Below are 26,140 nucleotides of genomic sequence, written 5' to 3' on the forward strand. Positions count from 1 at the left end.
TGTCCTGGCTCAAATCAGGAAACCCAGCGTCGGGACCGGCTTGTCGTTGTCGACCAGGACGACCTTCTTGTAGGCCAGCCGCAGTCGGTCGCCCTCACGACGCAACCGGTAGGTGGTCCTGCCGCCCCAGATCTCGTTGCCCCGGGCCCGCGACTCCAGCACCAGGAAGTTCGCGCCGATCTCCAGGTCGACACCCCCGCCGGCGTTGGGCCGGCCCCCCAGGAACTCGATGTTGGTGATCAGCCTGCGCAGATTGGACGGCGGGGCCTGCGCGTACCGGCGGCCGGTGCGGACCTGTTTCAGGCGGGTGGAGATGCGGCTGCGGTTGTCGAAGATGATCGACATCTGCCGGTTCGGGTCGATGTCCGCGCCACCGGCAGGCACCCAGTACAGCGCGTCGTCGGTCCACAGCGCTTCCCAGGCGTCGTAGTCGTTCTCGTCGGCGTAGCGCGCCTCGCGGAACAGGAACTGCTCGACCTCGTAGCGGTCGAATTCCTCGGGTACGGGAATCAGGTCGGTGCTCGTCGCGGCGGTCACGGCGTCTCCATCAGCTTCTTGTACTGCGACCAGAACGCACGCATTCCGGTCTCGTCCGTGGCGGTGCCCACGGGATGTCCTCGCTCGTCGGTGGTTTCGCGGTTCAGGCCGCGACGGATATCGAGCCATTCGGGGTTGCGGGCCTCCAGCCCCTGCTGGTTGCGTTCGTACATCTCGGTGTCGTCGGCCAGCAGCATGCCCGCAGGCCCGACCGATCCGATGCACTGGGAAACCATGCGCCGGTTCAGCTCTGGCGCACCGGCGAGCTGCACCGCGGTCGCGTACTGCACGCATTCGTTGACCGCGACGGGCTGGATGTTGAACACCTGGATCTCGGCGATGAACAGGTTCGGGAAGATCATCACGTGAGGTGCTCCCTCGATGAGGATCCGCTCCGCGTCGTCGCCGTAGGTGGCGCGCATCGCGGCGACATAGTCGGGCACCCGCGATTCGGTGGTGCCGAACCAGCGCATCGGCGTGGCGTGCTTGCGGAACTCCGGACGCAGGTCGTTCTCGCTGTGGCCGTTGCCGAGGTCGCGGGTGACCGCGGTCGACGAGTCGCTGTAGAGCGGACCGATGGTGCTGCCGGTCACCCCGAAGATGGAGCCGTGCACGAACTGCGGGTGATATCCGTCGGTTTCGTTCTCGGCCGGGATCTTCCAGTTCGAGCGGGACCGGTGTTGCAGCCAGCCGGCGTTCAACTCGACCCTGCCCTCGGGCGAGAGCCGGGTCAACCGGTCGATCTCCCCGGCCGCGTCGCCGAGATGCTCGACCAGGCTGGGGCCGTCGGCGGCGAAACTGCCGAAGACGAACCCGCCGTAGGTGTCCATCCGCGGCACCCGGCCCATCGGCAGGTCGAGCTTGCGATCGCCGTAGCCCTTGAAGAACGGGAACCCGATCAGGTCGCCGTTGTTGCGGAAGGTCCAGCCGTGATACGGGCAGCGGAACGTCCCGGAGTTGCCCTTCGCGTCGTCGCACACCTGGTTGCCCCGGTGCGCGCACCGGTTGAGCAGCAGGTGGAGCTGCCCGTCGCGGTCGCGGGTCATGATGATGTCCTGCGTCCCGAGCTTCTTGCGGACGTAATCGCCTGCCCGGGCGACCTCACTCTCGTGCCCGACGAAAACCCATGTGCGATACCAGATCTTCTCCAGTTCCTCGGCGAAGATCGACGGATCGGTGTAGAGGGAGCCGTGCACCCGATCATGCTGGATCAGCCGGTCGTAGCGGCTTCCGATGACCGATGTCATGAGCGACCTCCTTGGGTTTGTCCGAACACGGGTCGACGCTTCTCGCGGTAGGCGGCGACCCCTTCGGCGAAGTCGTCGCTGCCGAACAGCTCGGCCTGGTAGGCGGCCTCGCGGCTGAGCACGCCGTACGGATGCAGGGTCGGCGCCTCCGCGAGCATCGTCTTGATCACGCCGAGAGCCGCCGGTGGCTTGACCGCCAGCCGCTCGGCGTCGGCCAGCGCGGCGTCCAGCGCCGCTCCGGGTTCGGCGAGCGCGTCGACGAGTCCCCAGTCGAACGCCTGCCGGGCGTCCACCGGGGTGCCGAGGGTCAGCATCTGCCGTGCCCGCGGAATCCCGATCCGGCGGGGCAGGGACGCGAACACCCCCATGTCGCCGGCGAGCCCGACGTTGGTGAAGGTGGTCGCGAATCGGGCGTCGGCGGCGGCCACCACACGATCGCACGCTGCGGCCAGCGACGTGCCCGCGCCGTAGGCGGCGCCCTCGACAGCGGCCAGCACCGGCTTTGGGGTCGACCAGATGGCCCGGATGACGGCCTGCGCCGACTCGGCACGCTCGGTGGCCGCGTCGCGGTCCATCCGCTGCATCGTGGCGATGTCGCCGCCCGAGCAGAACACCGAGCCCGCACCGGTGAGCACGATGGCTCGCACCGCGGTGTCGGCGTCGGCAGTGTCGATGGCCTCGCGCAGGGCGAGTCGCAGCGGGATGTCGATCGCGTTGCGCACGTCCGGACGGTTCAGCGTGATGATCCGGACCGCACCGCGGTCGTCGGTGAGAATGACCGCACCGCGGTCGTCGGCCACGATGCTCATTTGCCGGTGTACCTCGGCGGGCGGCGCTCGATGACCGCGCGCAGACCTTCCAGCGCGTCGGCGGTGCCGGACAGTTCGGACACCGTGCGGGACTCCTCGGCGAGCCGGGCCTCCACCGGGGCACCCAGGCCGGTCCAGACCAGCCGCTTGGTCGCCGACAACGCCAACGTCGGCATGGCCGCCAGCTGCGTCGCGATCTCGTCGGCGCGGGCGCTGAACTGCTCGTCGTCGACGACCTCGGTGATCAGGCCGATGCTCGCGGCCTCCTCGGCGCCCAGCGTCGGGTTGGTCAGCAGGATGCGGAGCGCGTGCCGCAATCCCACCAACTGCGTCAGCGTCACCGACGACCCGCCGTCGGGGGCCATCCCGACGCGCACCGCACCGGAGAAGAACTTGGCCGAACGCGCGGCGACCACGATGTCGGACGCGCACACCAGGCCCAGTCCGCCCCCTCCCGCGGCGAACCCCTGCACCGAGGTGACCACCGGCACCCGCAGCTGGATGAGCGCCGCGGTGGCCAGCTGCAGCCACGCGGTCGCCTCCCGCAGGTAATCCGGCAGGGCCTCACCCTTGGACTCGAACGTGTGAATGTCGCCGCCCGCACAGAAGTTCCGGCCCGCACCGGACAACCGGACCACCTTCACCGCCGGGTCGGCGTGGCAGCGCAGCACCGCCTCGTGCAGCGCCTTGAGCGTCTCGACGTTGAGCCCGTTGGAGATGTCGGGCCGGTTGAGGTGCAGCCGCGCGATGCCGGCGTCATCGACGTCGAGCAGCACGTGGGTATCGATACCGGTGGTCATGCGCGGGCCTCCCTGGATTCGAACGCGGCGGCGGCGTCCGCGCCGTCTCCGATGATGTGACGGACGACCGCATCCGTCTCGTTGGTCAGTGCCTGGTCGAGTGTGGCGCGTAATCCGTTGTCCACCAGTCGTTTGATTGTGGTGGTGGAGCGGCGGCTGCGGCCGGCAAGCGCGCCGAGGAACGCCTCGACGTCGGCGTCGAAGGTCTCCGGAGGAAACGACCGGTACGCCAGACCGAGAGCAACGGCGTCGCGCCCGCTCAGCCGGTCACCCGAGAGCAGCAGACCCATCGCCTGCTGGCGTCCGACGAGGCGGGGCAGCCGGGCGGTGCTTCCGCCGCCGGGAATCATTCCGAACCGGACGTGGTTGTCGGCGATCCGCGCGGTGTCGCTGACCAGCACGATGTCGGCGGCCTGCAGGAACTCGAACCCCCCGGCCGCCGCGGCCCCCTCGACTACGGCCACCACGGGCACCGCGACGCCCGCGACGCTGTCACACGCCGCACGGAACGTGGTGAACAACCCCTCCAGCGCCTCCGGCCCCTGCGCTCGCAGCCGCTCGACCTCGTCGAAATCGCCTCCGGCGCAAAAATTTCCACCAGCTCCACGCACGACGATGACGTTCACGGCCTCGTCACGGCCCAGCAGGCGCAGGGCCTCGGTCAGTTCGGCGGCCAGGCCGACCGTGATCGAGTTCATCTTGTCGGGCCGGTTCAGGGTGATCCGGCCGATCGGGCCGTCGGCCACCGCCTGCACGGCACTCACATGTATCTCCCGCCGCCGACCTCAAGGACGGTGCCGGTGATGTAGCTCGACAGCTCGGAGGCCAGGAACACCACCGCGCCGGCCACTTCCTTGGGCTCCCCCGCCCGCTTCATCGGCACCGCGGCCTCGCGCTCGGCGAACACCTCGGGCGGCATGGCCGCGGTCATCGGGGTCCGGATCAGGCCCGGCTGCACGGCGTTGATCCGAACATTGTGGTGCGCAACCTCTTTAGCGGCAGCCTTGGTCAGGCCCACGATCCCCGCCTTGGCCGCGCTGTAGTTGGTCTGCCCCGGATTGCCGGACTTGCCCGACAGCGACGAGATGTTGACGATGCTTCCGGATTTCTGTTCGCGCATCACCGCCGACGCTTCCCGCACCCCGAGCCAGGTGCCGCGCAAGTGGACGGTGACGACCGCGTCGAAGTCGGCGACCGACATCTTCTTCAGCGACGCGTCCCGGGTGGTGCCGGCGTTGTTGACGAACAGGTCGAGGTGTCCGTGCGCCCGCACGGTGTCGGCCACCAACGCGTGCATCGCCTCTTCGGAGGTGACGTCGCAGGCGACACCGGTCCCGCTCAACTCCTCGGCGACCGAGTGTGCCGCGTCCCCGTCGAGGTCCGCGATCACCACCTGCGCTCCATGTGCGACCAGTTCACGGGCGATCTCGGCGCCGATTCCCTGGCCCGCACCTGTCACGACAGCAACCTTGCCGTCGAGCAACGTCATCTGGACTCCTAAGCGCGGTTGTAGACAAATTTAATCATAATTTCTAATCTAAGTTAAACCAATGAGGGCGTGTCGCTCAAGAACGCCGGCGAGGAGCTATCAGATGGATCTGGGACTGGCAGGTGCCCGGGTGGTCGTCACCGGCGGGGCGTCGAACATCGGCCGCGGGATCGTGCACGAGTTCGCCTCGGAGGGCTCCCGGATCGTCATCAACGACATCGACGAGGCGCAGGCCGAGAAGGTGCGTGCCGAGGCGCTCGAACGCGGCGCGCAGGACGTCGAGGTGGTGATTGCCGACCTGACGCTCGAGGGCGCAGCCGAAGTCACGGTCGGCCGCGCGGTCGAGCGGTGGGGCGGAATCGACGTCCTGGTGAACAACGCCGGCTGGAGCGTGCCCGGCTTCGTCGCCACCGACACCGACCGCGACAAGTGGCAGCGCACCATCGAGATCAACTTCTTCTCCGCACTGGCCGCCACCCAGGCCGCGATCGGGCCGATGAAGGAAGCCGGTGAGGGATCGCTGATCTACATCGCCAGCGACGCCGCATTCGGCCAGATCCGCCAGGCCGTCTACGGCGCGTCCAAGGCCGCGATGGTGGCGCTGGCCCGCACCACGGCACGCGAACACGGACGGCACGGAATCCGGTCCAACATCGTGTGCCCCGGCCTGGTCATCCCCGAGGGGCCCGATGCGGTCGGCGAGAAGAGCCTGTGGTCGGTAGGCCAGGACGAGGTGTTCAACCCCAATCAGATCGACTTCATGCTCAAGGACACCCCGATGCGGCGTCTGACGACCGCGGAGGACGTCGGCCGGGCGGTGCTGTGGTTCGCTTCGCCGCGGGCGGCGCGGCAGGTCACGGGCCAGATGATCTCGGTCAGCGGCGGCTACACCATGCCCTAGCCCCCATGCCCTAGCCACCATGCCGTAGCCGTCGAGAGTGCGCCCAGCGCGCCCGAGTCGGGCCTCAGTCCGGCTCGGGTATCGGCTCCCACTCCCCCGACACCGATGCGCTCCACCGCGGGGCGCGTTTCTCGCGGAATGCCGCGACGCCTTCGCGTGCGTCGGCACTGCCCATCACCCGGTGGTGCAGGTCAGTCTCCAACCGCGCCACCTGCCGGGCGCTGTAACCGTTGGTCATGGTGTCCCACAACAACCGCTTGCTCAGCGCCGCCGACATCGGGGCGACATTGACCGCGATGTCGCGGGCAATCCCCATCGCGGTATCCAACACCTCCTCGGCGGGCAACGCCCGGTTCGCGATCCCGAGCGTCTCGGCCTCTGCGCCGTCGAAGGTCCGACCGGTCAGCAGGAGATCCGCGGCTACCGCGCCGCCGACCAGGTGGGGCAGCGTCCAGTGCGACATGCAGTCACCGAGGACACCGCGGCGCACCTGCGCCACAGCGTATTTCGCATCTGTAGCCATGATTCTCAGGTCGGCCTGCAGCGCGATCGTCAGCCCGATGCCGATCGCATGGCCGTTGACCGCGGCGATCACGGGAGTTCGCAGCTCGAACGCCGCCGGATCGGTCGGCGATGCGGTGAAGCCCGCTGCGCCGGCCTCGAACGGCCCGGCCGGGGAAGCCATATCGGCTCCGGCGCAGAACGCGTCACCGGCACCCGTCAGCACGATCGCGCGAACTGCGTCGTCGTCGTCGCAGACCCGGTAGGCGGCGTTGAGCAGCTGACCCATCTCGGCGGTGTAGGCGTTGCGCTGCTGCGGCCTGTTCAGCGTCAGCACCGCGACCCCGTGCGCGACAGAGACGGTCAGGTCGGTCATGCGGCGAACTTACCGACCGGCACGGCGCGCACTGGGGACAATCCAAGGATGGACACCCGGCGGCTGGAACTGTTGTTGGCGCTGTCGCGGCTCGGCTCCATGCGGGCGGTGGCCGACGAGTACCGGCTCACCACGTCCACGGTGTCGCAGCAGATCGCCGCGCTGGCCCGCGACACCGGCGCCCAGCTGATCGAGCCGGACGGGCGCCGGGTGCGGCTGACCCCGGCCGGACGCCGGCTCGCCGACCACGCCGTGACGATCCTCGCGGCGGTCGACGCCGCGCGACTCGACTTCGACCCCGACGCCGAACCCGCGGGCACCGTCAGGGTGGGCGGCTTCGCCACCGGTATCCGGGTCTCGCTGCTGCCGATCGTCGCCGACCTCGGGATGCGCTACCCCAACGTGGAGGTGGTGATCAGCGAGTACGAGCCGACCGAGGCGTTCACGTTGCTGGCCGCCGACGACCTCGACCTCGCGCTGACCTACGACTACAACCTGGCGCCGGCGTCGCCGGGACCCGCACTGGAGACGATGCCGCTGTGGTCGACCGGGTGGGGCCTCGGGGTGCCTGCCGACACACCGGCCGGAGCCGGGATCACCGCGTTCGCCGACTCCCCCTGGATCGTGAACTCACGCAACACCGCCGACGAGACGGCGGTGCGCACCCTGGCGTCGCTGGCCGGGTTCACGCCGGCGGTCGCCCACCAGATCGACAGCCTCGATCTGGTCGAGGACCTGATCGTCGGCGGGTTCGGAGTGGGACTGCTTCCGCTCGGCAGGCCCACCGGCCCCGGGGTCACCGTGCTTCCGCTGCACAATCCCGACGTGATGCTGACTGCCTACGCGGTGACGAGGAAGGGCCGCTCGGCGTGGTCACCGCTGCGGGCCATCCTGGACCGGATGCGGCCGCCCCCTGGCGCGCCACAGCACCTGCGGTGGCCGCGGCCCCAGGCCGACGGCGGCTGATCGGACGCCGGGACGGACACCGACCGTCATCGCGCGGCGAGCCAGCGCGCCTGCCGGTGCACGAAGGCCGCGTCGACCACCGCGCCGTGCCCCGGGACGTACCGCGCGCCCGGGCCACCCAGGGCGGCCAGCCGGTCCAGGGTCGCCGGCCAGGCCGCCGGGTCCGACTGATCGTCGACGCACGGATCTCCGGACTCCTCGACGAGGTCCCCGCAGAAGACCACGGTGTGCGGCCCGTCGGCGACGAGCACGACCAGGTCGTGGTCGGTGTGTCCGCGGCCCGGATGCACGATCCGCACCGTGACGTCCTCGGCGAGGGTGAGGTTCCCGGCGGCCTGCGCGTACCGAGGCGGCACCGCCGCGGCCAGCGCGGCATCGACCTCGACCGGGTCCGCCCCGTGTGTCACGGCGTCGGCACGTAGCCACGCGTGCCGCTCGGCAAGCGCGGTCACCACCTCGGGGGCGCAGAACGTCGTCGCGGCGGCGAACACCGAGTGCCCGAGGATGTGGTCGAAGTGGTTGTGCGTCAGCACGACATGGCGCACCGTGCAGCCGGTGAGCTCGGCGATGTCGTGCGCCACCGCATGCGCCTCAGACAGCGTGGTGCCGGTGTCGACCACGAGTGCCGAACCGTCGGCGTGCACGGCGCCGACCGTGACGTCGCAGAACGGCAGCCGGCAGCGAATCACGTGCTCGCTGATCCGCTCCCAGATCAATGCCGCCACCCCTGGGACGGTACTGCGACAGCGCACCTGAGCCGTGGTTTGCCGCCCGGTGTGCCTGGGAACACAGGCCCCATGTTGATCCGACGTGTTGCGCGCCCCATGCTGTCCGCTGTGTTCATCTCGCGGGGAATCGAGGCCCTGCGTAGCCCGAAACCGGCGACCGATGCCACCCGGCAGACGCTCGAAGAGCTCAGCAAGTTGCCCGATCCGGTCGGCACCAATCTGCCGACGAACGCCGAGACAGTGGCGAAGGTGACCGCGGCGGTGCAGATCGGCGGCGGCCTGCTGCTGGCCGCCGGCCGGCTCCCGAGGTTCGCCTCGGCGGCACTGGCGCTCAGCGTGGTTCCGAGTTCCCTTGGCGGTCATGCCTTCTGGACCGAGGTGGACCCGCAGCGAAAGGCCGACGAACGTCGCGCCTTCATCACCGACGTCAGCCTCATCGGCGGCCTGATCATTGCCGCCGTCGACACCGAGGGCAAGCCCTCGCTCGGGTGGCGTGGCCGCCGGGCCGCGCGCAAGGTGTCCGACGCCGTCGCGTCGGCGCTGCCTGCCGGCGCTGCCGCCGGCAACTCTCTGGTGGACAGCCCGCTCGCCGAGAAGGTCGGGCACGGGCTGCAGGTCGGCGCCGAACGGGGCCGCGAGCTCGCACACATCGCCGGGGAGCGGGGTTCGGAGTTCGCCGAGGTGGCGCTCGACCGCGGCGGCAAGTTGGCCGAGGTCGCCCGCGAGCGGGGCACTGAACTCGCCGAACTGGCCCGCGAACGCGCCCCCGAGTTGGCCGAGATCGCCCGCGAACGCGGCGAGGAACTGGCCGACCGGGCCCGCCATCGCGCGCCCGAGCTGGCCGAACTGGCCCGTGAACGCGCTGAACTGGCGCGCGAACGCGCCGCGGTGCTGGCCGATGTCGCGAGCAAGGAAGCCAAGAAGGCCGGCAAGCAGGCGAAAAAGCAGGCCAAGAAGCAGCAGCACCGCGTGCGCTGATTGCGGCGGTCGCCGGCCGCCCCTGTCAGTCCCGCGGCGCGTAGCTGTAGTCGATCTTGGTGCCGTCCACGGCGGTCACGGTCAGGACGAACGCCGCGGTTTCCGGTCCGGCGACCACGCTGCAGTCCACCGTGTTTCCGGGCCTGCCCTCGAGGTCGCCTGAGCAGGTGGCCGACTCCGGAGGCTTTGCGACGTGGCGCGCCAACTCGGCCAGCAGCGACTGCTCGACCTCCGTCTTGGTCAGGATCGGCACCAGGTCGAAGTTCATCAGCAGCCCGTCGAGGCTGGTGACCTCGGCTGTGCGCCGCAACGTGACCCCGGCGGAGGTGACCTCGCACTGGGCCGTCTCCCCCAGCACGCCGAGCAGACCTGTCTCGCATACGACACGCGACGGCGGCGGCCCGCCTGCCTCGTCCACCAATCGCGTCACCGCACGCTCCAACTGCTCTCCGGACAGCGCGGGAATCAGTTCGTACTCGATCCTGTCGCCGTCGACGGCGGTGACAGTCACGATGGGCTCGAACCGGTTGGTCGGGCCGAGCACCACCTCACACCGCGCCGTCTGCCCGACCTCGCCGGGGAGCGGGTCCTTGCACGAGACCGATTCCGGGGTCGCGCCGGCTTCGCGGAGCCGCGCGGTGATGTCGGACTGCAGATCCGAGGTCGCCACAGCAGGGAGCCCGTCGTCGGGGGTCTGCACGCCGCATCCGGCCGCCGAGGTGATGAGGGCCATCGCGGCGAGCGGACCGAAGACCTTCCTCACGTGGTATCCCGTCGCAGGTAGGAAGTTTGCAGGCACCCTAGCAGAGAGTTTCGGGGCCGGCTGGCTTCGATGTTTTACTGCTCGCATGCCCAGAACCGCCCTGACTGCGCGACGCCTGCACGACCGCGCCGAACCCGTCCACGCCGTCACCTACTTCGCCCCGGAAAGCCGTGCCGCGCTCGACGGACTGGGATACCGGGGTTTCTGGTCGGGCTACTTCGCCGCCCGCTCGGCTCCGCTGGGCCCGGTTCCCGCCGACGTGGTCACGGCCGCGTTCTACAACTTCACGGCCGAACGGGTGGCCAAGGCGCTGCCCGCGGCGTGGGACGTCGCCTCGCCCTCCGAGGCACTGGCCGCCAGGGAGAGTTCGGCGGCGGCGGTGCTGCGGCGATGCGGGGTCGGCGACGAGGAGGCCGCGACCGTTGCCGACCTGGTGCGGCGGGCCGTCGCATCGGCCGATACCGACGGTCGCGTGCTCTACGGCGCCAACCGCGCGTTGCCATGGCCATCGGATCCGCAGGCGCGGCTGTGGCACGCGACCACGCTGCTGCGTGAGCACCGCGGGGACGGTCATGTGGCCGTGCTGACTGCCGAGGGGTTGTCCGGGCGCGAGTGCAACGTGCTGCACGCCGCCGCCGGAGGTGTGCCCGCGGAGATGATCAAACGGGCACGCGACTACGACGACGACCAGTGGGCGCTCCACCAGGAGGCCCTGCGCGGCCGCGGCCTGCTCGACGGCGACGGCGTGTTGACCGGAGAGGGACGAAAGTTCAAGCGCCACATCGAGGATCGCACCGACACGATCGCGCTGTCCGTGCTCGCCGGGCTCGATGACAGCGACGTCGAAGCCCTGTTCCAAGCGCTCACCCCGATCACCCGCAAGGTGGTCGCCGCGGGTGACGTGCCTGCGGGGACGCCGATGGGGCTCAGCCGTGACGACCTCGACGACGGCAGCGCACGTCTGGACTGACGGGTCGCCTCAGCGCGGGGCGTACATGATCAGGCCGACGCCGGCGAGGCAGACCGCTGCGCCGACGATGTCCCACCGGTCCGGGCGGAAGCCGTCGGCGACCATCCCCCACAGCAGGGAGCCGGCGACGAACACCCCGCCGTACGCGGCGAGGACTCGGCCGAAGTTCGCGTCCGGCTGAAACGCCGCGACGAATCCGTAGGCGCCGAGCGCGATGATGCCCGCTCCGATCCACAGCCAGCCGCGATGCTCCCGCAATCCCTGCCAGACCAGCCACGCTCCGCCGATCTCCAGGATCGCGGCGAGGACGAACAGCAGCACAGACTTGACGATCACGCGTCTACCCGTGCCTATGCGACGCCGAGGTACGCGGCGCGGATGCTGTCGTCGGCCAACAACTCCCGCGCGACGCCGGTGCGGGTGACCTCGCCGGTTTCCAGGATGTACGCCCGGTCGGATCGGCTCAGCGCCTGTTGGGCGTTCTGCTCGACGAGCAGAACGGTGGTGCCGCTTGCGTTGATCTCCGCGATGATCTTGAAGATCTGCGAGATGACCATCGGGGCAAGGCCCATCGACGGCTCGTCGAGCAGCAGCACCTTGGGCCGGGCCATCAGCGCCCGCCCGATCGCGAGCATCTGCTGCTCACCGCCGGACAGTGTGCCCCCGACCTGGCTGCGCCGCTCGGCGAGCCGCGGGAAGGTCTGCAGCACCCAGTCGAGGCGCTCGTCGTGCTCGGCCTTCGACGGGAATTTGCGACTGTAGCAACCCATTTCGAGGTTCTCGATAATCGTCATGCCGGGGAACACGCCGCGGCCCTCCGGGGCCTGGATCAACCCGTCGGTCACCCGCTTGTGTGCGGGGACACGGCTGATGTCCTTGCCGTCGAACCACACCGACCCCGACGTCAGCGGCAACAGGCCCGAGATCGCGCGCATCATCGTCGTCTTGCCGGCGCCGTTGGAGCCGAGCAGCGTGACCAGCTCACCTTCGTGCACGGTCAGCGACACCGAGTGCAACGCCTTGATCCGGCCGTAGTGCACGACGACGTCGCGCACGTCCAGCAGCACGGGACGGGAGTCGTCAGCTGATTTCGTCATCGGGCACCCCCAGGTAAGCGGCGATGACCTTCGGGTCCTCGCGGATCTGCGCGGGCAGGCCGTCGGCGATCTTGCGGCCGAACTCGAGCACGACGATCCGGTCGGTCACCCCCATCACCAGCCGCATGTCGTGTTCGATCAGCAGCACGGTGTAGCCGTCGTCGCGGATCTTGCGGATCAAATCGATCAACGCCGACTTTTCGCTGGGGTTGAACCCGGCCGCGGGTTCGTCCAGGCACAGCAGCTTCGGTTCGGTGGCCAGCGCCCGCGCGATCTCCAGCCTGCGCTGGTCGCCGTAGGACAGGTTCTTGGCCTTCTCCTCACCCCGGTGCGCGATCCCGACGAAATGCAGCAGCGCCGCCGACCGTTCGATCGCCGACTTCTCCTCCCGGCGGTGCCGCGGCGAGCGGAACAACGCCCCGGGTACCGAGGTGTGGTGGCGGGCGTCGGTTCCGACCATCACGTTCTCCAGCGCGGTCATCTCACCGAAGAGCCGGATGTTCTGGAAGGTCCGGGCGATCCCGAGCCGGGTGATCTGGTGGCGTTTGATCCTGCCGATCGGGGAGCCGTCGAATGTCACCGTGCCCGATGTCGGCCGGTACACGCCGGTGATCGCGTTGAAGCAGGTCGTCTTGCCCGCCCCGTTGGGGCCGATGAGGCCGAGGATCTCGCCGCGACGGATGTTGAACGTCACCGCGTCGAGCGCGGTCAGGCCGCCGAACTTCACGGTCAGATCGGTGGTCTGCAGCAGCACCTCGCCCTCGTCGGCCTGGATGTCGCGGTGCACGCCGGCGATCTCGGCGACAGCATCCTCGAAGGTCTCCGGTTCGGTCATTTCACCGGCTCCGTGTCCGTCGGCTGGGCCCGCAACAGCTTGCGGGCGGCTCTGGCGTAGGTGAGCAGATGCTGGCGGGCCGGGAACAGGCCCTGGGGTCGGAAGATCATCAGCACCACGAGCGCCAGGCCGAAGAACAGGTACTTCAGGTTGCCCATGTCGATGCCCAGGAAATGCACTCCCAGAAGCCGGTTCGGCAGGTACACGATGATGAACGCGCCCAGGATCACGCCGAGCTTGTTGCCCTGCCCGCCGAGTACCACAGCGCACAGGAACAGCATCGAGTTGATGATGTTGAACGTCGGCGGCGCGACGTACTGCACCTGCCCGGCGTAGAGCGCACCGGAAAGCCCTCCGATGGCCGCGCCGATCGTGAACGCCCACAGCTTGAACTTGAACGCGTTGACGCCCATGACCTCCGCGGCGTCCTCGTCTTCGCGGACGGCGATCCAGGCGCGTCCGACCCGGCTGCGCTCGAGGTTCCCGACCAACAGCAGGATGCCGACGATCAGGGTGAGTCCGAGCCAGAACCACCAGGTGCCGTAGTTGGCGTCACCGCCCGAATTGGATACGGAGAACACACCTTCGGGATGTTGCTCGTTCTCCAGGAAATGCGGGAAGGCGACCTCGTTGAGACCGCGGGGCCCGTTGGTGACGTCGGCCAGATTGTCGGCCAGCAGACGGATGATCTCGCCGAAACCGAGGGTGACGATCGCCAGGTAGTCACCGCGCAGCCGCAGCGTCGGGGTGCCGAGTATCAGGCCGCTGAGCGCGGTCACCGCCATAGCCAGCGGCACACAGGCAAGCCAGGCCCACGGGGTGGTCAGGAAACCCTTGGGGCTCATCTGATTCCACGGGCTCTCAGGGCTGGTCAACAGTGCCACGGTGTAGGCGCCGACGGCATAGAACCCGACATAGCCGAGGTCCAGCAGACCCGCCTGTCCGACGACGACGTTCAGGCCGATCGCGATGATCGCGACCATCGCGAACTGCGCCATGGTGCCGCCGAAGCTGATTCCCGGCGTGTTGATGAATCCCGGCTTGAACAACGGGGACAACGCGATCCCGGCGAACAGGACGATGCCGAACACCCACTTCTGGGCCCGGGTCAGGCCGTCCCGCCAATCCATCACCCGTGTCATACGCGTGCCTTCCCGAGGCTCTCACCGAGGATGCCGGTAGGACGCACCAGCAGCACCAGAACCAGCAGCACGAACGCGACCACGTCACGCCACTGCGTGCCGAACACCGCCTGGCCGTAGTTCTCCATCACCCCAAGTAGCAACCCGCCGAGCAGCGCGCCGCGCAGGTTGCCGATGCCGCCGAGTACCGCCGCCGAGAACGCCTTGATACCCAACAGGAATCCGCCGGAATAGATGATGCCCTGCGGCACCTTGAGCGTGTAGAGCAGCGCGGCCGCGCCGGCGAGCAGACCGCCGATCAGGAACGTCGTCATGATGATCCGTTCCCGCGACACCCCCATCAGGGTGGCCGTCGTCGGGTCCTGCGCGACGGCGCGGATGCCGCGGCCGAATTTGGTGCGGTTGATCGCGATGTCGGTCAGCACCGCGAGCACCAGCGCGGCCGAGATGATCACGATGGTGACGTTGGAGATCGAGACCCCGAACAGCTCGAACTGGGTCTTGGGCTGCACCAGCACGATCGGCTGCTGGGCATTCGGCCCGCCGTAGCCCGGGATCAGCTTCGGCAGGATGAACAGCACGAACTGCTGGAGCACGAAGGACATGCCGATCGCGGTGATCAGGAATGTCAGCGCCCGCGCGTTGCGCTTGCGCAGCGGGCGGTAGGCGACGAACTCCAAACCGATCGCCGCGCTTCCGGACACGGCCATCGCGAACAGCATCGCGACGCCCAGGTACAGGATGGTCAGCCCGACGCCCTTGTTGTAGGCGTTGCCGCTCGGGGTGAAACCGAGGATGACGTCGAGCGCGAAGTACGCCCCGAACATGCCCAGCATGAAGATCTCGGAGTGCGCGAAGTTGATCAGACGCAGCACCCCGAAGACCAGGGTGTAGCCGACAGCGACCAGGGCGTAGATCGCTCCCCAGGACAGGCCGTCGATCGTCAACTGCCAGAAGCTGTCCACCAGCGCACCGACGTTGAAGTTGATGTTTGCGGCCAGGTTCATCCGGTGGTGAGCTCCTCAGCGGGGACCAGTCGAAAAGGACTGCTGAGCGAAAACGCGTCCGAGCCAAGAACTCTCGGACGCGTTTCGCTTCAGCGGTTACTGGACGTCGTAAATCCAGATCAACGTGGTGGTGAGCTCACCCTCAGGAGTCCACTGGTACTCGCGGGCCACACCTTGGCCCTGGTAGTTGCGGACGAAGTCCAGCAGGGCCGGGCGGGTGATCGCACCGGAGTCGATGCCCTTGAGCAGGATGGTGCCCAGGTCGTAGCCCTCGGCGCTGTAGGTGCCCGCCTCCTGGCCGAACTTCTCCTGGTATTCCTCGGCGAAGGAGCCGGTGGCCGGGCCGCACGGGCAGGCCAGCACAGCACCCTTGGAGGATTCACCCGCCTGCTTGACGAACTCCGGGTCCTTGGTGCCGTCGGCGCTGGCGAACACGCCCTCGAAACCGCCGTCACGCAGCTGCTGCACCAGCGGTGCAGCCTCGGCGTAGTAGCCGCTGAAGAACACCGAATCCGGGGCCGCACCCTTGATCTGCGTCACCGCGGCGGAGAAGTCCTTGTCGCCCTTCTTCACCGAGATGTTGCACGCGGAGTCGGCCACGGGGCCGAGGGTCTCGCGCACGGCCTGTCCCAGGCCGAGACCGTAGTCGGTGCTGTCGTCGACGACGCAGACCTTCTTGTGGCCCAGGGTGTTCTTCAGGTAGTTCGCGACCGACGGGCCCTGCACGCCGTCGTTGGCCAGGCCGCGGAAGAACGTCTTCCAGCCGTTCTCCGACAGCGTCACGTTGGTCGCCGACGCGGTGGTGGCCACCAGGCCTGCCTGGTCGAACACGCCACCGGTGGCCTTGGTCTCGCCCGAGAAGGCGGGCCCGACCAGGCCGATCGTGTACTGGTCGTCGACGATCTGCGGGGCGATGGCGCTGGCCTTCTGCGGATCGCCCTCGGTGTCGAACGGCTTGAGCTGCACCTGGCAGCCCGGGTTGGCGGCGTTGTGCTTGTCGATCGCGAGCTGGACGCCGTTCTTGATGTTGATGCCGAGCGCGGCGTCGGGGCCGTTGAGCGCTCCGGCCATGGCGATCGACACCGGCGGGCATGTCGCCTGCCCGTCACCTGCCGGGTCGGCGGGCGCGGCGCCCTCGCTCGCGGCGACCTCGGCGCCGGTCTCGTCGATCTGCACCTTCTCGACGATCTTCAGATTCGACTGCGCTGCTTCCTCTTCGGGCGAGCCCTGACTACAGCCGGCCATAGCCAGCGCAATCAACCCCGCGCCACCGAGAGCAAATGCCTTGCGTGCCACGCGACCGCGCACGTCCCACCTCCGGTTCAGTGTTTGTCTCGACATCTTCGGGTGTCCGTCCGATAACCACTGACGATCACGTCGGCGATGCTTCGCCGACGACCATAACCGCCACGCCGCGGTATCGCGTGCCGTTCGAAAACGCGTCGCGTGGATAAACCAGGTCAGCTGAGAAAAGACTGCGCCGGAAACGCAGACTTAACGGGCCGCGGGGCCCGGCGGCGCTATTTGGCGTCCGCGTCGGGCGTGTCAGCGGGTGGGTCCAGAGTCTCGAGGACGACCTCCGCGACACGCTTCATCGTGGTGCGCCGATCCATCGCGGCACGCTGAATCCACTTGAACGCTTCCGGCTCGGTCATCCCTTGCTTGGCCTGCAGCAAACCCTTGGCGCGTTCGACGAGCTTGCGGGTCTCCAGCCGGTCCGACAGCGTCGCGACCTCTTTCTCCAGTTCGGCGATCTCACTGAACCGGCTGACCGCGACCTCGATCGCGGGGATCAGGTCGGTGATGCTGAACGGCTTGACCAGGTAGGCCATCGCGCCGGCGTCGCGGGCCCGCTCGACCAGTTCGCGCTGGCTGAACGCGGTCAGGATCACGATCGGGGCGATGCGCTTGGCGGCGATCTCGGACGCCGCGTCGATGCCGTCTCGCCGGGGCATCTTCACGTCCATGATGACCAGGTCAGGGCGCAGCGACTCGGCCAGGTCGACGGCCTCTTGGCCGTCGCCGGCCTCGCCGACGATCTCGTAACCCTCCTCACGCAGCATCTCTGCCAGGTCGAGCCGGATCAGCGCCTCGTCCTCGGCGATCAGGACGCGGTGCGGCGTGGCGGCGGCGTCGGGGGATGACGCGGAAGCGGATGACATGCAGACATTGTGAAGCCCGCAGGCGATATGGGCGAGCGCGGGGCCATCATCTATGGTGATAGGCCGCGTCCTAGTGTGGGCGCGACGCCCTCGTATCCCAACTGGCAGAGGAAACGGATTCAAAACCCGTACAGTGTGAGTTCGAATCTCACCGAGGGCACCACGACCCGGCGTTGTCCTGGCGTGTTCACCAGACGCCGATGACCTTCATCCACAGTCCCCCGACGGACGTCCAGATCGCGATGTTGACGATGCTCATCACGAACCCGATCCGGAACAGCTCACTGGTCTTGACGTAGCCGGACCCGTAGATCACGCCCGCCGGCCCCGACGAATAGTGCGCGAGGCCGCCGAACAGGCTGCCGATGAACCCGAACACCAGCGCGGCGAACAGCGGCGGTGCGCCGGTGGCGATCGCGGCGCCGAGGAACACCGCGTACATGGCGACGATGTGCGCGGTGTTGGACGCGAACAGGTAGTGCGAATAGAAGTAGACGGTGGTCAGGATCGCGAATGCGAGCAGCCACGGCAGCGCGTCCACCGAGCCGGCCACGGTTTCACCGATCCAGTCGATGACGCCGAGTTGGTTAAGTTCGGCGGCCATCCCGACCAGCACGCCGAAGAACACCAGGGTGCTCCACGCCGAGGTGTTGTCGGCCAGGTTTCGCCAGGTCAGCACCCCGGTGATCAGCAGGATCGCGATGCCGGTGAACGCGGCGGTCGTCGCGTCGATGTTGAGCACTTCCCCCAGGCACCACAGGATCAGCAGCAGCACGAACGTCGCGGCCATGATCCACTCCCGGCGCGACATCGGACCGGACTCATGCAACTGCGCACGTGCCGCCTCGGGCGCCTCCGGCGTCTTGACCACCGTCGGCCGGTAGATCTTCGACATCACCCACGGCACCACCAGCAGGCTGACCAGCCCGGGCACCACGGCCGCCGCCGCCCATCCCGCCCAGGAGATCTCGACGCCCAGTTCGCGGGCCGCTTCCTGGGCCACCGGGTTGCCCGCCATCGCGGTCAGGAACATCGCCGAGGTCACCACGTTGACCTGCAGGGCGGTCAACGTCAGGAAGGCTCCGAGGCGCTTGCGGGATTCCTCCGGTTCGGGGTGGGAGTCCTCGAGCCGGCTCAACGAGGCCACCACCGGGAAGACGACTCCCCCGCACCGCGCGGTGTTCGACGGTGTCGCGGGCGCCAGGATCAGATCGGTCAGCGCCATCCCGTAGGACAGACCCAGCGTCGAGCGCCCCAACCGGATCACGAACTGCAGGGCGATACGCCGGCCCAGCCCGGTGACCAGGAAGCCCTCCGCGATGAAGAACGCCGCGACGATGAGCCACACCGTGGTGTTGGCGAAGCCCGCCAGCGCCCGGGCCGCCGATTCGGTCTTGGTGAGCATCGCCGCCGACATCCCGATCAACGCCACCGAGCTGGTCGGCAATGGCTGCAGGATCAGCCCGAGGATCGTGCCCAGGAAGATGCCGAGCATGCGCATCCCCGTCGGCTCGACCCCCTCGGGCACGGGCAGGAAGTAGACCACCACCGCGACCAGCACGGGAATGCCTGCCTTCCACAGGTACGGCACCCATGGTCTGCTCACACTGTCCCCGCTCTCAGTCCGGCCGGCCGCGCAGACGTGACCGCACCGCTTCCCGGTTGACCGCGGCCACGGCGGTCAGCGGAATCGCCTCGGGACACACCGCCGAGCACTCCCCGTAGCTCGAGCACGGTCCGAAGTCGGCCTCCATCTGGCCGATCACGGCCTTGGCGCGCCGCCCGCGTTCCTGAGCGCCGCGCGTCACCGTGCCCAGGTGCAGCAGTTTCGCGCCGGCATACAGGTGGGCCGCCCCGTTGGGGCACGCCGCCACACAGGCGCCGCAACCGATGCAGGCGGCGAAGTCCAGCGCGTACTCGGCGTCGTCGTGCGGCAGCGGCTCGGCGTCCGCGTCGCCCGCAGTGCCGGCATCCACGGCGACGTGACCGCCCGCGGTGATCATCCGGTCCAGCGCCGAACGGTCGACCACGAGGTCACGGACGACCGGGAACGCCGCCGACCGGAACGGTTCCAGACGCACCCGGGCCCCGTCGGAGAACGACCGCACGTGCTGCCGGCAGGACGGCGCGTTGGGCACCGGGCCGTGCGGGCGCCCGTCGACGGTGATCCCGCACGATCCGCACACCCCTTCCCGACAGTCGGAATCGAAGGCCACCGGGTCGTCACCGTCGGCGACCAGGGTGTCGTTGAGCCGGTCGAGGAGCTCCAACAACGACATCTCCGGGCTCGCGTCGTCGACGACGTAGGTGGCGAAACCACCCGATGCCGCGGTCTCGGATTGCCGCCAGATCTCCAAAGTCAGCTTCACGCCACCCCTCTCACGTGTAGTTCCGGGTCTGCAACGGCACCGCGGTGAAACTCAACGGTTCGTCGCGCCGGATCGGCGGGCCGTCGCCGTTGTGCTCCCAGGCCGACACGAAGCACCACCGGTCGTCGTCGCGCAGGGCCTCGCCGCCGGCCGTTTGGTGCTCGACCCGGAAGTGGGCGCCGCAGGATTCGTCCCGGTCCAGGGCGTCGATACACATCAGCCGCGCCAGCCCGAGGAAATCGGCCACCCGGCCGGCCTTTTCGAGTTCCTGGTTGAACTGCGCCCCCGTACCCGCCACCCGCAGGTCGGACCAGAAATCGGCACTGAGCGCGTCGATCTCGGCGATCGCGGCCTTGAGCCCGGCCTCCGAGCGCGACACCCCGCAACCTCGGTACAGGATGTCGCCGAGGCGGCGGTGGAAGCGGTCCGGTCCCTGGGTACCTCCGATCGACAGCAGCGCCTCGACCCGCCTCCGGACGTCCTCCAGCGTTGCCGTCACCGCCGGATGGTCGGGGGCGGGCGGCTGCGTACCGAGCAGGCCCGCCAGGTAGTCGGGGATCGAGTAGGGCAGGGTGAACCACCCGTCGACGCACGCCGACAGCAGCGAGTTGGCTCCCAGCCGGTTGGCTCCGTGGTAGGTCCATCCCGCTTCCCCACCGACGAAAAGCCCTGGGATCGAGGTCATCTCGTCGAAGTCGCTCCACAGCCCGCCCATAGAGAAGTGTGCGCCCGGCGCGATGCGCATCGGCACCACATAGGGATCCTCACCGGTCGCGTCGCGGTACATCGCGAACAGGTTGCCGTATCGCTCGGTGAGCGTGTCGCGGCCGAGCCTGGTCAACGCGTCCCGGAAGTCAAGGTAGACACTGTTTTTCAGAGGACCGACGCCGTGGCCGGAATCGATCTGGGCACGCGCGGCGCGCGAGGAGATGTCGCGCGGGGACAGGTTCCCGTACGCCGGGTACATCCGCTCCAGGTAGTAGTCGCGGTCCTGTTCGGGGATGTCGTTGGCCGGCCGGTCGTCCCCGGGTTTCTTCGGTACCCAGATCCGCCCGTCGTTGCGGAGCGACTCGCTCATCAGGATGGTCTTGGACTGCCACTGGGAGTTCACCGGCAGCGCGGTCGGATGGAACTGGATGAACGCCGGAGATGCGAACAGCGCGCCGCGCAGGTAGGCCCGCCACGTCGCGGTGGCGTTGGAGTTCTTGGCCAGGGTGGAGTGGAAGAACACGTTGCCGTATCCGCCGGTGGCGAGCACGACCGCGTGCCCGGTGAACGCCTCGACCTGCCCGGTCACCAGGTTGCGCGTGACGATGCCGCGCGCCGCGCCGTCGACCACGATCAGATCCAGCACCTCGCAGCGGGTGTGCAGCGTGACCGCGCCGGTGTCGACCTGGCGCAGCAGCGCCTGGCTGGCCGCGATCTGCAGCTGCTGCCCTGTCTGGCCCCGGGTGTAATACGTCCGCGACACCTGTACGCCGCCGAAGGACCGGGTGCTCAGACTGCCGCCGTACTCCCGCGCGAACGGTGCGCCGATCGCGTTCATATGGTCGATGACGCGCGCGGATTCCTCGGCCAGGCGGAAGCAGTCGGCTTCACGCGCGCGGAAATCCCCGCCCTTGACGGTGTCCTTGACGAAGCGCGCGACGCTGTCGTTGTCGACCTTGCGTCCGCGCGCGGCGTTGATCCCGCCCTGCGCGGCGACGCTGTGGGCCCGCCGCGGCGCGTCGTGGTAGGTGAAGGACTCGACGCGGTAGCCCAGTTCGGCCAGGGCCGCCGCACATCCCGCGCCGGCGAGCCCGGTCCCGACGACGAGCACGGTGAACTTGCGCCGGTTCAGCGGACTGACAAGGCGGTAGTCCAGCATGCGTTGTGCCCACGCGGCCGACGGATCCCCCGCGGGGACACGACCGTCGACGGTGCCGCCGACGATGCGCCACCGCTCGGGCCCGCTCACAACAGTCCCAGCTGCACCGCAACCGGAATGGACATGTTGCCGACCGTCACCGCAAGTGCGACAGCGAGTCCCACGATCACCAGCACCTGCCGGGCGCGACGACCGGTGACGCCGAAGTCGTTGACCACCGTCCACAGCCCATGTGCCAGATGCAAGCCCAGGACCGCCATCGCCAGGAAATAGAACAGCGCCACCGCCGGCCGGTCGAAGCTGGCGGTCATGTTGTCGTACGCATGCCCGGCACGGAACGTCTCGCCGGCCGCCGGGCGGGTCCCGGTGGTGAGGTCGAGAATGTGAAAGATGATGAACAGCAACAACACAACGCCGCTGACGAACATCGTCCGGGCGGCGAACGTGCGGGGTGATCGCATTCCTTTGCGCCGGAAGCGGCCGCGGGCCCGGTGCCCGCGCACGGTCAACAACACCGCCGCCCCGACATGGGCGAGCAGGCATACCGACAACACGACACGGAAGATCCACAACGCGCCCTCGTAGGGCAGCAACGGTTCACCCAGTGTGCGCAACCAGTGCGCGTAGTCGTCGAAATGCGTCGCGCCTGTGTACGCCTTCAGGTTTCCGATCATGTGCACCAGAACGAAGAGCGCGAAGACCGCACCGGTGACGGCCATGATCAGTTTCAGCGTGACCGAGGAGGGCTGCACCTGCCACTGCCAGTCGGACCGTTGCCGCATGGGCTTGCGAGCGACCTCATGGCCGGCGTCGGCGCTGTCTGCGGCCGACCGCTCGATGGTGGATGCCACGCTCACCCCCAACCTGCCCCCACCACAAAAGCTACTCCGGGTCATTTCATTGCGCAGTCGATCCGGTGCGCGGGCGCGTAGGGTTTCGCCCGTGGTCAACGTTCGGCCTGTCTGTCTGCCCGAGGACGAGCCCGGGGGTGGCACGTGGACGCCGAAGTGGCACCGCGAAGACCGGGTGGGCCGTCGTCTCCGCGTCCTGATGATCGCCAGCTGGATCGCCGCGGCGGTGTCGGCGGCGTTCGGGGCATTCCAGTTGGCCGTCGGTGGCTCATTGTGGTGGCTGGGCGCCGTGAACATCATGTGCGGCCTGGTGTTCCTGTGGATCCCCCGGCTGTGCCCGCTCGGCGAGTTGGTCGCGCCGCTGACTTTCGTGACGTTCGCCTACATGTCGGTGACGTTCGTCTGCTACACCATCGGGACCGGGTCAGGAATGCAGTTCTATTTCCTGGTATCCGCGTCGCTGGTGGTGCTCGTCCTCGGTGTCGAGCGCATCGCACTGGCATCGGTGATCGCCGGCGTCGGGGTGGTGATCACTGTCGCGCTGGAGCTGACCGTGCCTCGCGATCGCGGCCTCGGCCCGTCCTGGACGTTGACCGCCGGCTTCGTCAGCGCGATCAGCACGTCGGCGGTGATGATCGTCGCGACTCTGTGGTACACGCTGCGCGAGATCTACCGGGCCGAAGCCGCGATGGAGGCGGAGTACGAGCGCTCAGAACGCTTGCTGGCCAACATCCTTCCGGCCACCATCGCCGACCGGCTCAAGGAGCCGACGCGCACCGTCATCGCCGACAAGTACGACGACGCATCGATCCTGTTCGCCGACATCGCCGGCTACACGAAACGGGCCAGCGACACCGCACCGGCCGAGCTGGTGCGCTTCCTGGATCGGCTCTACACCGATCTCGACGCCCTCGTCGACCGGCACGGACTGGAGAAGGTCAAGACGAGCGGCGACTCCTACATGGTGGTCAGCGGGGTGCCGATTCCCCGCGACGACCATCTCGAGGCGCTCGCCTACCTCGCCCTCGACATGGCCACCGAGGTGGCCGGCCTGAAAGACCCCCGGGGGCGCGACGTGCCGCTGCGCATCGGCATGGCGAGCGGACCCGTCGTCGCCGGCGTCGTCGGCGCGAAGAAGTTCTTCTACGACGTGTGGGGCGACGCCGTCAACGTCGCGTCCCGGATGGAGACCACCGACGAAGAAGGCCGAATCCAGGTGCCCGACAACGTCTATCGCCGACTCCGCGACGCCTTCGTCCTCGAGGAGCGCGGTGTCGTCGACGTCAAGGGCAAAGGTGCGATGCACACCTGGTACCTCGTCGGACACCGTTCCGCGGAGGGCCAGATCATCGGCTCCTCCGGTGGTGTCAGACCTTACGGTTCTCCGACTTGACCAGCCATGCCAACTTCTCCAGGCCGTCGATGAGCTGGTGCAGGATGTCCGCGGTGCTGGAATCCTCGGCGTCCACCGGATCGTGGACCGTGCGCAGCGTGTCGACCACGGCGTAGATCCGGGTCGTGATCAGGTCGACGACGTCACCGGTGCTGTGCTCATAGGCCGGGAACTCCGGAAGCGACGTGGTCGCGGCGACGGTGTCGGAGCGACCGTCGGGGACGGCGTCGAGCGCACGCATCCGTTCGGCGATGGTGTCGCTGGCCGTGCGGGCGAAGTCGACCACCTCGTCGAGCTGCAGGTGCAGGTCGCGGAAGTTGGTGCCGACGACGTTCCAGTGCGCCTGCTTGCCCTGAAGCTGCAGTTCGATCAGGTCGACCAGGACGCGCTGCAGTGCGGCGCTCAGGTCCGGCGATGCCTGGAACCCGGTGACCTCGGCTTCGGTGCGACGTGTCTTCGATGCTGTGTTCATGATCATGTCAACGCCTCCTTTTCTGGATTGAGTCCAGTTTAGCCCATATTTTCTGTGCTCTTCACCACAACCTGGCGATCCTGCTTCTCCAGCAGCCGCGCATAGCCGGCCCCCATGCCGAGAAGGATCAGGCCGGCCACGATGAACACCACCACCCGGAAGATCCCGTCGAGCGTGCCCAGGTCGAACAGGAAGAGCTTCGCCATCGCCGCAGCCACCAGACCCAGTCCCCCGCCGATCGGCACCGAACGATCCTCACGGGGAATCCGGGCCGCGTAGCCGAACAACGCCGCCGCCATCACGATCCACAGGATGGTCGCGGCCATGTGGCCGGCGTAGAAGCCGCCCTGGCCACCCGCGACGAGCATGCCCGCGGTCACGGTGCAGGTGGTCACCGCGTACACCATGACAGCAGCCGCGCCGACCCAGAGCGCGCTCTCCGTCGGGTCCCACGCCCGCACGAGCACCACCGCCGCGACAGCCAGCAGGACGCTGGACACCAGCGTCGACACCCCGGTGGCCGCACTGACCGGCATCGGCTCGAACAACGCGTCCGGCGGCGCATAGGCCAGGTGCGCAAGGGCGCCGAAGACCACGAATCCCGCTGAGGTCCAGCGGGCTACGACGTCGTTGCGGGCGGCTACGGCGAGCACGACGGCGATCGCGAGCAGCACCGGTCCGGCAAGTCTGCCGTCGAAGCCGGCGGTCACGGCGATCAGGACGGCCACCGCCGCCGTCGCGGCGAGCACGTGCCGGACGACCCCCGCGACACCGGGCAACCTGTCGGCGAGCAGCACGACCGCCAGCAGCGCGGCAGCCACTGCCGCAGCCATCAAAGCCGCCACCACCCGGTCCACCGCCAGACCCACACACAGCGCGGGGAGCACGCCGGCGGCGGTCAGCAGCGCCATCGCGACCCGATTCGTGATGCGCGGCAACAAGATCAGCCCGGCGACCACCGCGATCACCGCCGCGATGCCGCATGCGCCGGCCAGCAGCAGATCGTCGCGGCCGTCGAAGTACCGGGCCAGCAATGCCACCAGCAGCGGAAGTGCCGCGGCGGCGATCCGCGCCGCGTGCAGCCAGATCCAGTCCTTGCCGAGTTGTACGGGCAGCGACACCGCCGCCAGCGCCAGCATGAATCCGATCAACAGCAGCGAGATCCCCTCGGTGACAACGGGTGCGAGTCCGATCAGCGGCACCAGCACCAACAACCCCAGATGTTCGGAATCCCACCGCCGCGCCAGGGTCAGCCCCGCACCGCCGATCACCGCGGCCACGACCAGCCCGACCGGCGGTGCGACCCATTCGTAGATCGTGGTGACGGCAATGACGTCCATATAGGCCGCGGCGATCCCGGTCGCGACCGCGGCGATCGCACCGACGCGGCCCCCGGGGCGGCTGTTCAGCCACCACCCGGCCGCCACCAGCGCCGCGGCAAGCACGCCGCCGGCGGCCACCCGGAACTCCGGACGCAGGATGCCCGCCTGCGCGGCCAGCACGAGCAGCAGGACGACGCCGATCAGCGTGACGGCGACCCCGGCGACGGCGAGCAACTTGCCAATCCAGCCCTCCGACCGCTCGGGGCGCGGTTTGGGCGGCACCGGCGCGGGCGGCTGCCACGGCTGATACACCGGCGGCGGTGGATACTGCGGCCAGTACGGCTGCGGCGCCGGGAGCGCGGGCGGCGGAGTGGGTACGGCGACAGGCGCAGGCGCAGGCGCGGGGACGGGGCGCTCGGTGAGGATCCGATCCAGCTCGGCCAGATCACCGGATACCCGTGTCAGCTGACGCGAGATCGCGGCGAAGTCCGCGGACAGCCGGGAGATGACGGCGGAGTGCGGTTCAGTCATGTCCGCCATCGTGGCGCAGAACCACTG

The 26,140-nt window shown here is 68.6% G+C and carries 27 protein-coding genes and 1 tRNA gene; 6 read left to right on the plus strand and 22 right to left on the minus strand.

Features of this window, described 5'->3' with window-relative positions; genetic code table 11:
* Window positions 1-9: 9 nt before the first annotated feature.
* The 6 genes from BST38_RS10645 to fabG are packed head-to-tail and all read right to left on the minus strand — an operon-like array spanning window position 10 to window position 4,882.
* Window positions 10-537, minus strand: a complete 528-nt coding sequence (locus BST38_RS10645) for an aromatic-ring-hydroxylating dioxygenase subunit beta (RefSeq protein WP_083143266.1) — start codon at window positions 535-537, stop codon at window positions 10-12.
* Complete coding sequence (locus BST38_RS10650) at window positions 534-1,784, minus strand: aromatic ring-hydroxylating oxygenase subunit alpha (RefSeq protein ID WP_083143267.1); 1,251 nt, start codon at window positions 1,782-1,784, stop codon at window positions 534-536. The genes BST38_RS10645 and BST38_RS10650 overlap by 4 nt, the downstream gene beginning before the upstream one ends.
* A complete protein-coding gene (locus BST38_RS10655) occupies window positions 1,781-2,593 on the minus strand; it encodes an enoyl-CoA hydratase/isomerase family protein (RefSeq protein ID WP_083143268.1) in 813 nt (270 codons plus the stop codon). The genes BST38_RS10650 and BST38_RS10655 overlap by 4 nt, the downstream gene beginning before the upstream one ends.
* Complete coding sequence (locus BST38_RS10660; RefSeq protein WP_083143269.1) at window positions 2,590-3,393, minus strand: enoyl-CoA hydratase/isomerase family protein; 804 nt, start codon at window positions 3,391-3,393, stop codon at window positions 2,590-2,592. Before BST38_RS10660 ends, BST38_RS10655 begins: the two co-directional genes overlap by 4 nt.
* Complete coding sequence (locus BST38_RS10665; RefSeq protein WP_083143270.1) at window positions 3,390-4,157, minus strand: enoyl-CoA hydratase/isomerase family protein; 768 nt, start codon at window positions 4,155-4,157, stop codon at window positions 3,390-3,392. Before BST38_RS10665 ends, BST38_RS10660 begins: the two co-directional genes overlap by 4 nt.
* A complete protein-coding gene (fabG, locus tag BST38_RS10670) occupies window positions 4,154-4,882 on the minus strand; it encodes a 3-oxoacyl-ACP reductase FabG (RefSeq protein WP_083143271.1) in 729 nt (242 codons plus the stop codon). Before fabG ends, BST38_RS10665 begins: the two co-directional genes overlap by 4 nt.
* 103 nt (window positions 4,883-4,985) lie before the next feature.
* On the opposite strand from fabG, the gene BST38_RS10675 reads away from it, so the two are divergent.
* Window positions 4,986-5,783, plus strand: coding sequence for an SDR family NAD(P)-dependent oxidoreductase (locus tag BST38_RS10675; RefSeq protein WP_083143272.1), 798 nt, complete (start codon window positions 4,986-4,988; stop codon window positions 5,781-5,783).
* Window positions 5,784-5,847: 64 nt separating this feature from the next.
* On the opposite strand, the gene BST38_RS10680 is transcribed toward BST38_RS10675, so the two are convergent.
* Window positions 5,848-6,660: an enoyl-CoA hydratase/isomerase family protein gene (locus BST38_RS10680; protein WP_083143273.1), complete on the minus strand. Its 813-nt coding sequence runs from the start codon at window positions 6,658-6,660 to the stop codon at window positions 5,848-5,850.
* 48 nt (window positions 6,661-6,708) lie between these two features.
* Between BST38_RS10680 and BST38_RS10685 the strand changes: the two genes are divergently transcribed.
* Window positions 6,709-7,626 carry a LysR family transcriptional regulator gene (locus tag BST38_RS10685; RefSeq protein WP_083143274.1) on the plus strand — a complete coding sequence of 306 codons (918 nt, stop codon included), beginning with the start codon at window positions 6,709-6,711 and terminating at the stop codon, window positions 7,624-7,626.
* A 26-nt stretch (window positions 7,627-7,652) separates the two neighbouring features.
* Here BST38_RS10685 and BST38_RS10690 read toward each other — a convergent pair whose 3' ends face one another.
* A complete protein-coding gene (locus BST38_RS10690; protein WP_083143275.1) occupies window positions 7,653-8,351 on the minus strand; it encodes an MBL fold metallo-hydrolase in 699 nt (232 codons plus the stop codon).
* 72 nt (window positions 8,352-8,423) lie between these two features.
* On the opposite strand from BST38_RS10690, the gene BST38_RS10695 reads away from it, so the two are divergent.
* Window positions 8,424-9,332 (plus strand): DoxX family protein, encoded by a 909-nt coding sequence (locus BST38_RS10695; protein WP_083143276.1) that lies wholly within the window; start codon window positions 8,424-8,426, stop codon window positions 9,330-9,332.
* A 25-nt stretch (window positions 9,333-9,357) separates the two neighbouring features.
* On the opposite strand, the gene BST38_RS10700 is transcribed toward BST38_RS10695, so the two are convergent.
* Complete coding sequence (locus tag BST38_RS10700; RefSeq protein WP_083143277.1) at window positions 9,358-10,095, minus strand: DUF4333 domain-containing protein; 738 nt, start codon at window positions 10,093-10,095, stop codon at window positions 9,358-9,360.
* Between the two features lie 85 nt (window positions 10,096-10,180).
* Between BST38_RS10700 and BST38_RS10705 the strand changes: the two genes are divergently transcribed.
* Complete coding sequence (locus tag BST38_RS10705; protein WP_083143278.1) at window positions 10,181-11,065, plus strand: SCO6745 family protein; 885 nt, start codon at window positions 10,181-10,183, stop codon at window positions 11,063-11,065.
* 9 nt (window positions 11,066-11,074) lie between these two features.
* Here the strand turns inward: BST38_RS10705 and BST38_RS10710 are convergent, their stop codons facing one another.
* The 7 genes from BST38_RS10710 to BST38_RS10740 all read right to left on the minus strand — a co-directional run bounded on the left by BST38_RS10710 (window position 11,075) and on the right by BST38_RS10740 (window position 17,308).
* Complete coding sequence (locus tag BST38_RS10710) at window positions 11,075-11,401, minus strand: YnfA family protein (RefSeq protein ID WP_083143279.1); 327 nt, start codon at window positions 11,399-11,401, stop codon at window positions 11,075-11,077.
* Between the two features lie 14 nt (window positions 11,402-11,415).
* Window positions 11,416-12,162: an ABC transporter ATP-binding protein gene (locus BST38_RS10715; protein ID WP_083143280.1), complete on the minus strand. Its 747-nt coding sequence runs from the start codon at window positions 12,160-12,162 to the stop codon at window positions 11,416-11,418.
* Window positions 12,146-12,997 carry an ABC transporter ATP-binding protein gene (locus tag BST38_RS10720; protein WP_083143281.1) on the minus strand — a complete coding sequence of 284 codons (852 nt, stop codon included), beginning with the start codon at window positions 12,995-12,997 and terminating at the stop codon, window positions 12,146-12,148. The genes BST38_RS10715 and BST38_RS10720 overlap by 17 nt, the downstream gene beginning before the upstream one ends.
* Entirely contained in the window at window positions 12,994-14,139 is a 1,146-nt protein-coding gene (locus tag BST38_RS10725; protein WP_083143282.1) for a branched-chain amino acid ABC transporter permease, read from the minus strand. Before BST38_RS10725 ends, BST38_RS10720 begins: the two co-directional genes overlap by 4 nt.
* Window positions 14,136-15,146: a branched-chain amino acid ABC transporter permease gene (locus BST38_RS10730; protein ID WP_083143283.1), complete on the minus strand. Its 1,011-nt coding sequence runs from the start codon at window positions 15,144-15,146 to the stop codon at window positions 14,136-14,138. Before BST38_RS10730 ends, BST38_RS10725 begins: the two co-directional genes overlap by 4 nt.
* 96 nt (window positions 15,147-15,242) lie before the next feature.
* Window positions 15,243-16,454, minus strand: a complete 1,212-nt coding sequence (locus BST38_RS10735; RefSeq protein ID WP_083143284.1) for a branched-chain amino acid ABC transporter substrate-binding protein — start codon at window positions 16,452-16,454, stop codon at window positions 15,243-15,245.
* Between the two features lie 212 nt (window positions 16,455-16,666).
* A complete protein-coding gene (locus BST38_RS10740) occupies window positions 16,667-17,308 on the minus strand; it encodes a two-component system response regulator PdtaR (RefSeq protein ID WP_083143285.1) in 642 nt (213 codons plus the stop codon).
* An 86-nt stretch (window positions 17,309-17,394) separates the two neighbouring features.
* Here BST38_RS10740 and BST38_RS10745 point away from each other — a divergent pair.
* Window positions 17,395-17,471, plus strand: a tRNA-Leu gene (locus tag BST38_RS10745).
* 24 nt (window positions 17,472-17,495) lie between these two features.
* On the opposite strand, the gene BST38_RS10750 is transcribed toward BST38_RS10745, so the two are convergent.
* The 4 genes from BST38_RS10750 to BST38_RS10765 are packed head-to-tail and all read right to left on the minus strand — an operon-like array spanning window position 17,496 to window position 22,326.
* A complete protein-coding gene (locus BST38_RS10750) occupies window positions 17,496-18,914 on the minus strand; it encodes a DASS family sodium-coupled anion symporter (protein WP_237160738.1) in 1,419 nt (472 codons plus the stop codon).
* Window positions 18,915-18,927: 13 nt separating this feature from the next.
* Window positions 18,928-19,677, minus strand: coding sequence for a succinate dehydrogenase/fumarate reductase iron-sulfur subunit (locus BST38_RS10755; protein WP_083143287.1), 750 nt, complete (start codon window positions 19,675-19,677; stop codon window positions 18,928-18,930).
* A 10-nt stretch (window positions 19,678-19,687) separates the two neighbouring features.
* Entirely contained in the window at window positions 19,688-21,634 is a 1,947-nt protein-coding gene (locus BST38_RS10760) for a fumarate reductase/succinate dehydrogenase flavoprotein subunit (RefSeq protein WP_083143288.1), read from the minus strand.
* On the minus strand, window positions 21,631-22,326 hold the full coding sequence (locus BST38_RS10765; RefSeq protein ID WP_083143386.1) for a succinate dehydrogenase cytochrome b subunit: 696 nt from the start codon (window positions 22,324-22,326) through the stop codon (window positions 21,631-21,633). Before BST38_RS10765 ends, BST38_RS10760 begins: the two co-directional genes overlap by 4 nt.
* 160 nt (window positions 22,327-22,486) lie before the next feature.
* Here BST38_RS10765 and BST38_RS10770 point away from each other — a divergent pair, with 160 nt between their 5' ends.
* The gene (locus BST38_RS10770) at window positions 22,487-23,788 is read left to right on the plus strand and encodes an adenylate/guanylate cyclase domain-containing protein (protein ID WP_336385740.1); all 1,302 of its coding nucleotides are present in this window, start codon (window positions 22,487-22,489) and stop codon (window positions 23,786-23,788) included.
* Here the strand turns inward: BST38_RS10770 and BST38_RS10775 are convergent.
* Entirely contained in the window at window positions 23,763-24,266 is a 504-nt protein-coding gene (locus BST38_RS10775; protein ID WP_181792046.1) for a Dps family protein, read from the minus strand. The genes BST38_RS10770 and BST38_RS10775 overlap by 26 nt on opposite strands.
* Window positions 24,267-24,298: 32 nt before the next feature.
* Complete coding sequence (locus tag BST38_RS10780) at window positions 24,299-26,113, minus strand: DUF2339 domain-containing protein (protein WP_083143389.1); 1,815 nt, start codon at window positions 26,111-26,113, stop codon at window positions 24,299-24,301.
* Between the last annotated feature and the right edge of the window lie 27 nt (window positions 26,114-26,140).

The sequence above is a fragment of the Mycolicibacterium parafortuitum genome, from assembly GCF_002086815.1.
GTDB lineage: Bacteria > Actinomycetota > Actinomycetes > Mycobacteriales > Mycobacteriaceae > Mycobacterium > Mycobacterium parafortuitum.

Bases quoted from the DNA above. Each gene is read 5' to 3' on its own strand.
- BST38_RS10650 (WP_083143267.1), bottom strand. From the start codon at position 1,784: ATGACATCGGTCATCGGAAGCCGCTACGACCGGCTGATCCAGCATGAT.
- BST38_RS10655 (WP_083143268.1), bottom strand. From the start codon at position 2,593: ATGAGCATCGTGGCCGACGACCGCGGTGCGGTCATTCTCACCGACGAC.
- BST38_RS10660 (WP_083143269.1), bottom strand. From the start codon at position 3,393: ATGACCACCGGTATCGATACCCACGTGCTGCTCGACGTCGATGACGCC.
- fabG (WP_083143271.1), bottom strand. From the start codon at position 4,882: ATGACGTTGCTCGACGGCAAGGTTGCTGTCGTGACAGGTGCGGGCCAG.
- BST38_RS10675 (WP_083143272.1), top strand. From the start codon at position 4,986: ATGGATCTGGGACTGGCAGGTGCCCGGGTGGTCGTCACCGGCGGGGCG.
- BST38_RS10680 (WP_083143273.1), bottom strand. From the start codon at position 6,660: ATGACCGACCTGACCGTCTCTGTCGCGCACGGGGTCGCGGTGCTGACG.
- BST38_RS10685 (WP_083143274.1), top strand. From the start codon at position 6,709: ATGGACACCCGGCGGCTGGAACTGTTGTTGGCGCTGTCGCGGCTCGGC.
- BST38_RS10695 (WP_083143276.1), top strand. From the start codon at position 8,424: ATGTTGATCCGACGTGTTGCGCGCCCCATGCTGTCCGCTGTGTTCATC.
- BST38_RS10705 (WP_083143278.1), top strand. From the start codon at position 10,181: ATGCCCAGAACCGCCCTGACTGCGCGACGCCTGCACGACCGCGCCGAA.
- BST38_RS10715 (WP_083143280.1), bottom strand. From the start codon at position 12,162: ATGACGAAATCAGCTGACGACTCCCGTCCCGTGCTGCTGGACGTGCGC.
- BST38_RS10720 (WP_083143281.1), bottom strand. From the start codon at position 12,997: ATGACCGAACCGGAGACCTTCGAGGATGCTGTCGCCGAGATCGCCGGC.
- BST38_RS10725 (WP_083143282.1), bottom strand. From the start codon at position 14,139: ATGACACGGGTGATGGATTGGCGGGACGGCCTGACCCGGGCCCAGAAG.
- BST38_RS10730 (WP_083143283.1), bottom strand. From the start codon at position 15,146: ATGAACCTGGCCGCAAACATCAACTTCAACGTCGGTGCGCTGGTGGAC.
- BST38_RS10740 (WP_083143285.1), bottom strand. From the start codon at position 17,308: ATGTCATCCGCTTCCGCGTCATCCCCCGACGCCGCCGCCACGCCGCAC.
- BST38_RS10765 (WP_083143386.1), bottom strand. From the start codon at position 22,326: ATGCGGCAACGGTCCGACTGGCAGTGGCAGGTGCAGCCCTCCTCGGTC.
- BST38_RS10775 (WP_181792046.1), bottom strand. From the start codon at position 24,266: ATGATCATGAACACAGCATCGAAGACACGTCGCACCGAAGCCGAGGTC.
- BST38_RS10780 (WP_083143389.1), bottom strand. From the start codon at position 26,113: ATGACTGAACCGCACTCCGCCGTCATCTCCCGGCTGTCCGCGGACTTC.